Consider the following 12,225-nt stretch of genomic DNA (forward strand, 5'->3'; position numbering starts at 1 on the left):
AAGCCCAAGGAGCCCGCCATGAGCGAATTCAAACGTATCCCACCCGAACAAGCCCAGGCCCTGCGCGAACAAGGCGCGGTGGTGGTGGATATTCGTGACCCCCAGACCTACGCCCTGAACCACATCAAAGGCGCCCGACACCTGGACAACCACAACATCGCCGACTTCATCCGCGCCGCCGACCTCGACGCGCCCGTGATCGTGGCCTGCTACCACGGCAACTCCAGCCAGAGCGCGGCCGCCTATCTCGTCAGCCAAGGCTTCTCCGACGTCTATAGTCTGGACGGCGGCTTTGAGCTGTGGCGCACGACCTATCCTGCAGAAATTGCCGCTGGCGATTCGCAATAATTTTTTTCACACCCCGCTACCCCGCGTGACGCTTGGGCTTGCGCCGCTTCTGACGAACGGCGCAGCCAAACAAATTGTGTATCACGCCTTTACCTCGCAGATTCCGAACTATCCTTAAGCGCAGGCCATCCGAATCAGGGGAGAGCCGGTACACCGGCGTGCGGGTCATCGGTAGCGTTACAGGGTGTTCTGGGGGGAAAACGGCCATTGGCGATCGTCAATGACTGCCAGCATCGACTGATTGATCCGGCGTCGGCTCCACGTATCGAGCGAGGTGACGACGTCATGAGTATCTTTAGCCACTTCCAACAACGCTTCGAGTCCACACAGCAGGAAGAACTCACGCTGCAAGAGTATCTCGATCTGTGCAAACGCGACCGCAGCACCTACGCGTCTGCCGCCGAACGCTTGTTACTGGCAATTGGCGAGCCGCAGTTGGTGGACACCTCCAATAACTCGCGCCTGTCGCGAATCTTCTCGAACAAGGTGATCCGCCGCTACCCGGCCTTTGAAGACTTCCACGGCATGGAAGAGTGCATCGACCAGATCGTCTCCTACTTCCGGCACGCGGCCCAAGGCCTGGAAGAGAAGAAACAGATCCTCTACCTGCTCGGCCCGGTTGGCGGCGGTAAATCGTCGCTGGCCGAAAAACTCAAACAACTGATCGAGAAAGTGCCCTTCTACGCCATCAAGGGCTCACCGGTCTTCGAATCGCCCCTGGGCCTGTTCAACGCCACGGAAGATGGCGCGATTCTCGAAGAAGACTTCGGCATCCCACGGCGCTACCTCAACACCATCATGTCGCCGTGGGCCACCAAACGCCTGTCCGAGTTCGGCGGTGACATCAGCCAGTTCCGCGTGGTGAAACTCTACCCGTCGATCCTCAACCAGATCGGCGTGGCCAAGACCGAGCCAGGCGACGAGAACAACCAGGACATCTCGGCGCTGGTGGGTAAAGTCGATATCCGCAAACTGGAAGAATTCCCACAGAACGACGCCGACGCCTACAGCTACTCGGGCGCACTGTGCCGGGCCAACCAGGGCCTGATGGAATTCGTGGAGATGTTCAAGGCCCCGATCAAGGTGCTGCACCCACTGCTCACCGCCACCCAGGAAGGCAACTACAACAGCACCGAAGGCCTCGGCGCGATTCCGTTCACCGGGATTCTGCTGGCCCACTCCAACGAATCGGAATGGCACACCTTCCGCAACAACAAGAACAACGAAGCCTTCATCGACCGGATCTACATCGTCAAGGTGCCGTATTGCCTGCGGGTCAGCGACGAAATCAAGATCTACGACAAGCTGCTGTTCAACAGCTCCCTGGCCAAAGCCCATTGCGCGCCCGACACCTTGAAGATGCTCGCGCAATTCACCGTGCTGTCGCGCCTCAAGGAGCCGGAAAACTCGAATATCTATTCGAAGATGCGCGTGTACGACGGCGAAAACCTGAAGGACACCGATCCCAAGGCCAAGTCGATCCAGGAATACCGCGACACCGCCGGCGTGGATGAGGGCATGAACGGCCTGTCGACGCGCTTCGCGTTCAAGATCCTCTCCAAAGTATTTAACTTCGACCCTCACGAGATCGCCGCCAACCCGGTCCACTTGCTCTATGTGCTGGAACAGCAGATCGAACAGGAACAATTCCAGGCCGAAACCCGCGAACGCTACCTGCGCTTCCTCAAAGAATACCTGGCGCCGCGCTATATCGAGTTTATCGGCAAGGAAATCCAGACCGCGTACCTGGAGTCCTACAGCGAGTACGGTCAGAACATCTTCGACCGCTACGTGCTGTATGCGGACTTCTGGATTCAGGACCAGGAATACCGCGACCCCGAAACCGGCGAAATCCTCAACCGTGTGGCCCTCAACGAGGAACTGGAAAAGATCGAAAAACCGGCCGGCATCAGCAATCCGAAGGATTTCCGCAACGAAATCGTCAACTTCGTGCTGCGCGCCCGCGCCAACAACAATGGCAAGAACCCCACCTGGCTCAGCTACGAGAAGCTGCGGGTGGTCATCGAGAAGAAAATGTTCTCCAACACCGAGGATCTGCTGCCGGTCATCAGCTTCAACGCCAAGGCCAGCAAGGAGGATCAGCAAAAACACAACGACTTCGTCACACGGATGGTCGAGCGTGGCTACACCGACAAACAGGTACGGCTGCTCTCCGAGTGGTATCTGCGGGTGCGCAAATCGCAGTAAGGCAGCGACAGGCGTGCAATGCCAGGCCCACGGCCTGGCAGTCGACCGCTTGTCTCTAAGCTTCCAGCTCGCGGCTTGAAGCTTGTAACGTGAAGCTGCCCGGAGGGCTCCCCATGAGCTATGTGATCGACCGACGCCTCAATGGCAAGAACAAGAGCACGGTAAACCGTCAACGTTTCCTGCGGCGTTACCGTGACCACATCAAAAAGGCCGTTGAAGAGGCCGTCAGCCGCCGCTCCATCACCGACATGGAGCATGGCGAACAAATCAGCATTCCCGGACGCGACATCGACGAACCGGTGCTGCACCACGGCCGGGGCGGCAAGCAGACGGTGGTGCATCCGGGCAACAAGGAATTCACCACCGGCGAACATATCCAGCGCCCCCAAGGCGGTGGCGGCGGCAAGGGCCCCGGCAAGGCGGGTAACTCCGGCGAAGGCATGGATGAGTTCGTGTTCCAGATCACCCAGGAAGAATTCCTCGAATTCATGTTCGAAGACCTGGAACTGCCCAACCTGGTCAAGCGCAACCTGACCGGCACCGACACGTTCAAGACCGTGCGCGCCGGGATCAGCAATGAAGGCAACCCTTCGCGAATCAACATTATCCGCACCCTGCGTTCGGCTCATGCCCGGCGTATCGCCCTGTCCGGCAGCAGCCGCGCCAAACTGAGAGAGGCCAAGGAAGAGTTGGAGCGCATGAAGCGCGAAGAGCCAGACAACTTCGGCGATATCCAGGCAATCGAGGCAGAAATCGAGAAACTCAGCGCGCGCATCCACCGCGTGCCGTTCCTCGACACCTTCGACTTGAAATACAACTTGCTGGTCAAACAACCCAACCCAAGCTCCAAGGCGGTGATGTTCTGCCTGATGGACGTGTCTGGCTCCATGACCCAGGCCACCAAAGACATCGCCAAGCGCTTTTTCATCCTGCTGTACCTGTTCCTCAAGCGAAACTACGACAAGATCGATGTGGTCTTCATCCGCCACCACACCAGCGCCCGGGAAGTCGACGAAGAAGAGTTCTTCTACTCGCGGGAAACCGGCGGCACCATCGTCTCCAGCGCGTTGAAACTGATGCAGGAAATCATGGCTGAGCGCTACCCGGCCAACGATTGGAATATCTACGCAGCGCAGGCCTCCGACGGCGACAACTGGAACGACGACTCGCCGATCTGCCGGGATATCTTGATCAACCAGATCATGCCATTCGTGCAGTACTACACTTATGTCGAGATCACCCCTCGTGAGCACCAGGCGCTGTGGTTCGAATACGAGCGCATCGGCGAAGCCTTCGCCGATACATTCGCCCAGCAGCAATTGGTCTCGGCCGGCGATATCTACCCGGTCTTCCGTGAACTCTTCCAGCGCAGGTTAGTGACATGACCGCCAAAGAGCAGAAACGCCAACCCATTTCCACCGGGTCCGAGTGGACCTTTGAACTGATCCAGGCCTACGACCGGGAAATCAGCCGTATCGCGGCCGGTTATGCCCTGGACACCTACCCCAACCAGATCGAAGTGATCACCGCCGAACAGATGATGGACGCCTACGCCTCGGTCGGCATGCCCCTGGGCTACCACCATTGGTCCTACGGCAAACACTTCCTCAGCACTGAAAAATCGTACAGCCGCGGCCAGATGGGCCTGGCCTACGAGATCGTCATCAACTCCGACCCGTGCATCGCCTACCTGATGGAAGAAAACACCATCTGCATGCAGGCACTGGTGGTGGCTCATGCCTGCTACGGGCATAACAGTTTCTTTAAGGGCAACTACCTGTTTCGCACGTGGACCGACGCCAGTTCCATCATCGATTATCTGGTGTTTGCCAAGCAGTACATCATGCAGTGCGAGGAGCGCCACGGCATCGATGCGGTGGAAGACTTACTCGACTCCTGCCATGCCCTGATGAACTACGGCGTCGATCGCTACAAACGCCCTTACCCGATTTCCGCTGAAGAAGAACGCCTGCGCCAGAAGGAGCGTGAAGAACACCTGCAGAAGCAGATCAATGACCTATGGCGCACCATTCCCAAACGTGCCGGCAAAAACAGCGACAAGGACAATGCACGCTTCCCCGCCGAACCTCAGGAAAACATCCTGTATTTCCTGGAAAAGCACGCGCCCCTGCTAGAGCCGTGGCAACGGGAAATCGTGCGCATCGTGCGTAAGATCGCGCAGTACTTTTACCCACAGCGCCAGACCCAAGTGATGAACGAAGGCTGGGCAACGTTCTGGCACTACACCCTGATCAACGATCTGTACGACGAAGGCCTGGTCACCGACGGCTTTATGATGGAGTTCCTCACTTCCCACACCAGCGTGGTGTTCCAGCCCGGTTTCGACAGCCCGTACTACAGCGGCATCAACCCCTATGCGCTGGGCTTTGCCATGTACCGCGACATCCGGCGCATGTGCGAACACCCCACCGAAGAAGACCGCCACTGGTTCCCGGAAATCGCCGGCACCGACTGGCTATCGACCATCAAGTTCGCCATGAGCAGCTTCAAGGATGAGAGTTTCATCCTGCAATACCTGTCGCCCAAGGTGATTCGCGACCTCAAGCTGTTCAGCATCCTCGATGACGACCTCAAGGACGACCTCACGGTGCCGGCCATCCACGACGAACCCGGCTACCGCACCATCCGCGAAACCCTGGCGGCGCAATACAACCTGGGTAACCGCGAGCCCAACGTGCAGATCTACAGCATCGATGTGCGCGGCGACCGCTCGCTGACCCTGCGTCACCAGCAGCACGACCGCAAACCCCTGGGTGAGTCCACTGAGGAAGTGCTCAAGCACCTGCATCGGCTGTGGGGGTTCGATATCCACCTGGAAACCCTGCAGGGTGATCAGGTGATGAAAACCCACCACGTACCACCGCGCAGCGATCACAACGACAACGACTACGGCCGCCTGGACCTGGCCGTCGTTCATCTCTGAAACGGCAAAGCCTCCATTGGCCCGACACAGGCGTTATCCTGTGCGGCTAATGGAGGCTTTTTCATGAAAATCTACACAGTCGGCGGCGCGGTGCGTGATCGCCTTCTCGGCATCAAGGTCACCGATATTGACCGCGTCGTCGTCGGCGCAACGACCGAGGAAATGCTCGCCAAGGGCTACAAACCGGTGGGCGCGGACTTCCCGGTATTCCTCGACCCGAAAAACGGCGACGAATACGCCCTCGCCCGTACCGAGCGCAAGAGTGGCCGGGGCTATGGCGGCTTTGTGTTTCACGCCAGCCCGGACGTCACGCTGGAAGAAGACCTGATCCGCCGCGACCTGACCATCAACGCCATGGCAGAGGACGACGACGGCAGGCTGACCGACCCCTATCACGGCCAGCGCGATCTTGAAGCACGCATTTTACGCCACGTTTCACCGGCATTCGCCGAAGATCCCCTACGTGTATTGCGGGTTGCGCGCTTTGCTGCGCGCTACGCCCACCTGGGTTTTACGGTAGCCCCGCAAACCCTGGACCTGATGCGTCAACTCAGCGAATCCGGTGAACTCCAAGCCTTGACGCCAGAGCGCAGCTGGAAAGAAATTTCCCGCGCCCTGATGGAAGATCAACCCCAGGTATTCATCCAGGTGCTGCGCGATTGCGCCGCTCTGAAAACCTTGATGCCGGAAGTCGACGCACTGTTTGGCGTGCCGCAGCCCGCCGCCCATCACCCCGAGATCGACACCGGTGTTCACACCTTGAGCGTGCTCCGGCAGGCCGCCGTGCATCATCAGCCCCTGACGGTGCGCTGGGCCTGCCTGCTGCATGACGTCGGCAAAGGCCTGACGCCTGTGGATAAGTTGCCGCAGCATATTGCCCACGAGCAGCGCGGCCTGAAGCTGATCAAAGCGGTCAATGAACGCTTCAAGGCACCCAGGGACTGCCAGGAACTGGCGCTGCTGGTGGGCCAATACCACACCCATGGTCATCGCGCGCTGGAGTTGAAAGCCTCGACATTGCTGGAGCTGCTGCAGAGTTTTGACGTTTACCGGCGGCCGCAGCGCTTTGAAGAGTTTGTGGTCGCCTGCGAAATGGACGCCCGAGGTCGCACAGGCTTCGAGCACCGCAGTTATCCACAGGCAGATTATTTGCGCGGCGCCGCAAAGGCCGCGCGCGAGGTCGCGGTGGCGCCGTTGCTGGAGAAGGGCTTTAAAGGCCCCGAGCTGGGCGAGGCCCTGAAGCGCGAACGGCTCAAGACATTGAAAGCCTACAAGGACCAACACGCCCTATAGGAGCGTGCTCGGCGTCAGTTGCTGGCCCTGCCATTCGAATCCGACGGGCGCCAGCACCTGATCGATCTGCGCATCCCGCCACAGCTCAGCCAGCGTCTTGCCCACCTCAGGGTGTACACGATCCGGCGCCATCATCGACAGCGGCCACAGCACGAAGGCGTTTTTCAGGATTTCTGCACGCGGCAGGATCAGGCCATCGAAGTTGCCCACCAGGTCACCGTACAACAGCACATCGATATCCAGCGGCAGGCCTTTGCGATCCGGCGCATAGCGGCCATTGTCGGCCTCAATGGATTTCAACCGGCGATCCAGCTCCATCAACGACAGGTCGGTAAAAGCCGACACCACCAGGTTGAAGAACGGCCCGCTCTTGATGCCCACCGGCTGGCTCTCGAACACCGCCGAGCAGCGCACGTCGATCAAGAAGCCCGCCAGCGCATCCAGGCCCGCACGCAGATGGGGCTCGCGCTCGATATTGCTGCCAAGACCAAGGTAAACCTGAGTTAGCGACATCCGCGCTCGATCTCCACGCCCACGCCCTTGGCGGCCGGCACGGCCCCCGGCTTGGTCAATTTGAGGTGCAGCCAGGGAATCTGGAATTCGCTCATCAGCACTTCGGCCAGACGCTCGGCAAAGGTTTCCACCAACTGGTATTGCGACTGCTCGGCAAAGGCCTGGATGCGCGCGGACACACTGGCGTAATCCAGCGCCAGAGTGAGGTCGTCACCCGCGGCGGCCGGGCGGTTGTCCCAGGCGAAACTCAGGTCCAGGCGCAGGCATTGCTTGATGCCGCGCTCCCAGTCGTAGGCCCCGATCACGGTGTCGACTTCCAGGCCTTCGATAAACACTCTGTCCAAGCTCTTCTCCGCAGCACGACAAGGGCGCGATGCCCCGTTAGAATCAGGGCGTCCTCGCCCGGAATAGTTAGCATGTTTTGGTCACTGGCGATTCTCGCCTACCTGCTCGGCTCGCTGTCCTTCGCCATTTTGCTCAGCCGCCTGACGGGAAATCCCGACCCGCGAATGAGTGGCTCAGGCAATGCCGGCGCCACCAACATGTTGCGCCTGGCCGGCAAGAAGCTCGCCGTCCTGACGCTGCTGGGCGACGCCTGCAAGGGCCTGCTGCCCGTACTGATCGCCAGCCTCGCCGGCCTTACCCTGCAACAGCAGGCCTGGATTGGCGTGTGCGCCGTCCTCGGCCATCTGTTTCCGTTGTACTTTCGTTTTCGCGGCGGCAAGGGTGTCGCTACGGCGGCCGGCATGCTGCTGGGGATTTACCCCCCGGCGGCGCTGCTGGCGGTGCTCGCCTGGCTGCTGACGTTCTACCTGACCCGCACCAGCTCGCTGGCCGCGCTGATCGCCACGCCGCTCACCCTGCCGTTGCTGGCCTGGCAGGAACCGGCGGCGCTGTTGCCGATGAGCGTGCTGACCCTGCTGATCGTCTGGCGCCATCGCGGCAATTTACGCGACCTGTTTGCCGGGCGCGAACGGCATTTTTAAATCCGGCTGATGAATCCCGCTCACCTTGAGCACTCACAACGGCGACAACTGCTCCATCGGCCAGCGTGCCTGCACGCTGATCGCCAGGCTTTCGTGCTGTCCGGCCTGCAGGCGCTGGCAGCCGGCATAAGCGATCATCGCGCCGTTGTCGGTGCAGAACTCAGGGCGCGCGTAGAACACATCGCCTTTCATGTCGCCGAGCATTTTTTCCAGAGACGCGCGCAAAGCCTTGTTGGCGCTGACGCCGCCTGCAATCACCAGGCGCTGCATGCCCGCCTGTTTCAGGGCGCGCTTGCACTTGATGGTCAAAGTCTCCACCACGGCCTGCTGGAACGCCAGCGCGATGTCGCAACGGGCTTGCTCACTGTCGTCCCCGGCGCTGACGCTGTGCTGCCAGGTGTTCAAGGCGGAGGTTTTCAAGCCGCTGAAGCTGAACATCAGGCCCGGGCGATCACACATCGGCCGCGGGAAGGTGAAGCGGCCGGCGACACCCTTTTCAGCCAGGCGCGCGATTTCCGGACCACCGGGATAATTGAGGCCCATCATCTTCGCGGTCTTGTCGAATGCTTCGCCGGCGGCATCGTCCAGGGACTCGCCCAACAGCGTGTATTGACCGATCCCATCGACCTGAACCAGCTGCGTATGCCCCCCCGAAACCAACAAAGCGACGAACGGGAACTGCGGCGGTGTTTTTTCCAGCATCGGCGCCAGCAGATGGCCTTCCATATGGTGTACGCCGAGGGCCGGAATGTCCCAGGCAAATGCCAGCGCCTGGGCGCAAGAAGCCCCAACCAGCAGGGCTCCGACCAATCCGGGGCCGGCGGTGTAGGCGATCGCATCGATCTCGGTCGGCACGCAGCCGGCCTCGTCGAGCACCTGGCGAATCAACGGCAGCATGCGCTTGACGTGATCACGGCTGGCAAGCTCCGGCACCACGCCACCATAGGCACGGTGCAGGTCGATCTGACTGAACAGTGCATCGGCCAAAAGCCCGCGTTCACTGTCGTAAAGTGCGACACCGGTTTCGTCGCAGGAGGTTTCAAGTCCCAGTACTAGCATGGGTTTGCGCCTTGTAGAGGCTGAATTCGAAGGCGCGCATAATAGTCGCCACTCCCCCTCCCGACTAGCGGTTTTCGATCAGAGGCTTTGCATTCCTGACAATGAGGGGTTAACATCCGCAACCCTTAAAAACCGACGACCTCAGCCGCGAATTTTTTGCGACGAGAACGTTGATTCCCGGTAATGAAAGAAGGTAGCTCTGGATGCCAGCCGTCAAAGTAAAAGAGAACGAACCCTTCGACGTAGCTCTGCGTCGTTTCAAGCGCTCCTGCGAAAAAGCCGGTGTTCTGGCTGAAGTTCGTAGCCGCGAATTTTACGAGAAGCCAACTTCTGAGCGTAAGCGTAAAGCAGCAGCCGCTGTTAAGCGTCACGCCAAGAAAGTTCAGCGCGAGCAGCGCCGCGCCGTTCGTCTGTACTAATACACAGACGTTCGTAGCAAGCTTCTGCCAAGCCCGGCCCTCAGCCGGGCTGTTGGCATTTGCGGATATCGCTTGATGCTTCATCGTCGACGCCGCACACGCGACCGAGACACAGCTTCACACGTCAGGACTGGCTCTTCTGCCAGCGGTGCGCGTCTCTTCTGACGAGTCTAACAAGGCTACTGACGAGCACACTTATTTCTTCAAGCAGACGATCGACTGTGTCGGCTGTGCCCATCGATGCGCTTCCGAGGCCCACCATTGGCCTAAACCGGACGCCGGGGCAACATTTCTTCGCCGAACAGACTGAATAGAAATTAACGTCAGTGAATGTTCGGCAGATACACTTCCTGACAGCCCAAGCAGACGATTGATGGTCGAGCCATACGATACGTGCGCTTGAGCACTTCACGGGCCCTCATTCCCACGCAGTGATGACGAGAACGCCATGGCCGGGCTAATTCCCCAGAGCTTTATTGACGACCTTCTGAACCGCACCGACATCGTCGATGTGGTCAGCTCGCGCCTGCAAATGAAGAAGGCGGGCAAGAACTACACCGCCTGCTGCCCGTTTCACAAGGAAAAGACCCCGTCGTTCAGCGTCAGCCCCGACAAGCAGTTCTACTACTGCTTCGGCTGCGGCGCGGGCGGCAACGCCCTCGGCTTTATCATGGACCACGACAACCTGGACTTCCCCCAGGCCGTCGAGGAACTGGCCAAAGCGGCCGGCATGGAAATCCCCCGCGAAGAAAGCGGCCGTCCGCACAAACCGCGACAACCCACCGATTCGCCGCTGTACCCACTACTGACCGCCGCCGCCGACTTTTATCGCCAGGCGCTCAAGAGCCATCCGCAGCGCAAGGCCGCCGTCGACTACCTCAAGGGTCGCGGCCTCACCGGCGAAATCGCCCGCGACTTCGGCCTGGGCTTCGCCCCGCCGGGCTGGGACAACCTGTACAAACACCTGAGCAGCGACACGCTCCAGCAAAAAGCCATGATCGACGCCGGCCTGCTGGTGGAAAACGCCGAGACCGGCAAACGCTACGACCGCTTCCGCGACCGCGTGATGTTCCCGATCCGCGACAGCCGCGGCCGGATCATCGCCTTCGGTGGCCGGGTACTCGGGGACGACAAGCCCAAGTACCTCAACTCGCCGGAAACCCCGGTGTTTCACAAGGGCCAGGAACTCTACGGCCTGTTCGAAGCGCGCAAGAACAACCGCAACCTCGACGAAATCATCGTGGTTGAAGGCTATATGGACGTGATCGCCCTCGCCCAGCAAGGCCTGCGCAATGCCGTGGCGACCCTGGGCACCGCCACCAGCGAAGAACACTTGAAGCGCCTGTTCCGTGTAGTGCCCAGCGTGCTGTTCTGTTTCGACGGCGACCAGGCCGGCCGCAACGCCGCCTGGCGCGCCCTCGAAGCCACGCTGCCGTGCCTGCAGGACGGGCGCCGCGCACGCTTTTTGTTCCTGCCCGAAGGCGAAGACCCGGACACCCTGGTCCGCTCCGAAGGCACCGACGCCTTCCGCGCGCGCATCAATCAACACGCGCAACCGCTGGCGGACTATTTCTTCCAGCAACTGACCGAAGAAGCCGACCCGCGCTCCCTCGAAGGCAAGGCGCACATGGCCACCCTCGCAGCGCCGCTGATCGACAAAGTGCCGGGCGCCAACCTGCGCATCCTGATGCGTCAGCGCCTGCTGGAAATCACCGGACTGAGCGGCGAAGCGGTCAGCCAACTGGTCCACAGCGCGCCGCAAGATGCACCGCCGGCCTACGACCCAGGCATGGATTACGACGCCATGCCGGACTATTCCGACTTCCACCAACCGCAGGAGGCCTACACGCCCCAGCAGGAGTGGACACCGAAAAAGCCCGGCGCCGGCGGCAAGAAATGGGACAAGAAACCCTGGAGCAAAAACGGCAAACGTGGTGATCGCGACGAGGCCTACGCCCCGCGCACCCCGGTGGCCGTAGAAGCCCCTACTCTGATTGCCCTGCGCACGCTCATCCACCATCCGCAATTGGCGGGCAAGGTGGAGAGTGCCGAGCACTTTGCCAACGAGAGCAACACCTATGCCCAGGTACTGATCGCACTGATCGAGGCCGTGCAGAAAAATCCTAAGCTAAACTCCATCCAGCTGATGGCCCGCTGGCATGGCACCGAACAAGGTCGTTTGTTGAAAGCACTCGCGGAAAAGGAGTGGCTAATTGACGGCGATAACCTTGAACAACAGTTTTTAGACACCATTACTAGGTTATCTGCGGGTCAGCACACGCAGACCCTCGATGAACTCATCAAGAGAGCGAGGCAGCCGGGATTATCGGCTGAAGAGCAAATTCAGATAGCAAAACAGATGCGCGACCTCTTAAAACAGAATGTTTCCGCATCAAACCCGACCTTAACTGGCGCGTGAGGTCGTAGCTCGGGTATAATCCTCGGCTTGTTTTTT

11 protein-coding genes are annotated in these 12,225 nt (G+C 60.0%); 8 read left to right on the forward strand and 3 right to left on the reverse strand.

The features are described from left to right. The first annotated feature begins 18 nt into the window (after positions 1-18). The 5 genes from glpE to J2Y83_RS26080 all read left to right on the forward strand — a co-directional run bounded on the left by glpE (position 19) and on the right by J2Y83_RS26080 (position 6,793). The gene (gene glpE, locus J2Y83_RS26060; RefSeq protein WP_253399662.1) at positions 19-348 is read left to right on the forward strand and encodes a thiosulfate sulfurtransferase GlpE; all 330 of its coding nucleotides are present in this window, start codon (positions 19-21) and stop codon (positions 346-348) included. A gap of 285 nt (positions 349-633) precedes the next feature. Next, on the forward strand, positions 634-2,556 hold the full coding sequence (locus J2Y83_RS26065; RefSeq protein ID WP_253399664.1) for a PrkA family serine protein kinase: 1,923 nt from the start codon (positions 634-636) through the stop codon (positions 2,554-2,556). A 113-nt stretch (positions 2,557-2,669) separates the two neighbouring features. Further along, positions 2,670-3,941 carry a YeaH/YhbH family protein gene (locus J2Y83_RS26070; RefSeq protein WP_247395848.1) on the forward strand — a complete coding sequence of 424 codons (1,272 nt, stop codon included), beginning with the start codon at positions 2,670-2,672 and terminating at the stop codon, positions 3,939-3,941. Next, complete coding sequence (locus J2Y83_RS26075) at positions 3,938-5,500, forward strand: SpoVR family protein (protein ID WP_253399666.1); 1,563 nt, start codon at positions 3,938-3,940, stop codon at positions 5,498-5,500. Before J2Y83_RS26070 ends, J2Y83_RS26075 begins: the two co-directional genes overlap by 4 nt. 63 nt (positions 5,501-5,563) lie before the next feature. Next, on the forward strand, positions 5,564-6,793 hold the full coding sequence (locus J2Y83_RS26080) for a multifunctional CCA addition/repair protein (RefSeq protein WP_253399668.1): 1,230 nt from the start codon (positions 5,564-5,566) through the stop codon (positions 6,791-6,793). On the opposite strand, the gene folK is transcribed toward J2Y83_RS26080, so the two are convergent. Both folK and folB read right to left on the reverse strand, forming a co-directional pair. Beyond that, positions 6,788-7,306: a 2-amino-4-hydroxy-6-hydroxymethyldihydropteridine diphosphokinase gene (folK, locus tag J2Y83_RS26085; RefSeq protein ID WP_253399670.1), complete on the reverse strand. Its 519-nt coding sequence runs from the start codon at positions 7,304-7,306 to the stop codon at positions 6,788-6,790. The two genes, J2Y83_RS26080 and folK, sit on opposite strands and share 6 nt — an antisense overlap. After that, entirely contained in the window at positions 7,297-7,650 is a 354-nt protein-coding gene (folB, locus tag J2Y83_RS26090) for a dihydroneopterin aldolase (protein ID WP_026140135.1), read from the reverse strand. Before folB ends, folK begins: the two co-directional genes overlap by 10 nt. Before the next feature lie 72 nt (positions 7,651-7,722). On the opposite strand from folB, the gene plsY reads away from it, so the two are divergent. Further along, positions 7,723-8,292 (forward strand): glycerol-3-phosphate 1-O-acyltransferase PlsY, encoded by a 570-nt coding sequence (gene plsY, locus J2Y83_RS26095; protein WP_247395852.1) that lies wholly within the window; start codon positions 7,723-7,725, stop codon positions 8,290-8,292. A 33-nt stretch (positions 8,293-8,325) separates the two neighbouring features. Here the strand turns inward: plsY and tsaD are convergent, their stop codons facing one another. After that, positions 8,326-9,351: a tRNA (adenosine(37)-N6)-threonylcarbamoyltransferase complex transferase subunit TsaD gene (gene tsaD / locus J2Y83_RS26100; RefSeq protein WP_247395853.1), complete on the reverse strand. Its 1,026-nt coding sequence runs from the start codon at positions 9,349-9,351 to the stop codon at positions 8,326-8,328. A 203-nt stretch (positions 9,352-9,554) separates the two neighbouring features. Between tsaD and rpsU the strand changes: the two genes are divergently transcribed. Beyond that, entirely contained in the window at positions 9,555-9,770 is a 216-nt protein-coding gene (gene rpsU / locus J2Y83_RS26105) for a 30S ribosomal protein S21 (protein WP_002551877.1), read from the forward strand. A 448-nt stretch (positions 9,771-10,218) separates the two neighbouring features. Next, positions 10,219-12,189, forward strand: coding sequence for a DNA primase (dnaG, locus tag J2Y83_RS26110; protein ID WP_253399672.1), 1,971 nt, complete (start codon positions 10,219-10,221; stop codon positions 12,187-12,189). Positions 12,190-12,225: the final 36 nt, after the last annotated feature.

This window comes from Pseudomonas marginalis, from assembly GCF_024169655.1.
GTDB lineage: Bacteria > Pseudomonadota > Gammaproteobacteria > Pseudomonadales > Pseudomonadaceae > Aquipseudomonas > Aquipseudomonas paraveronii.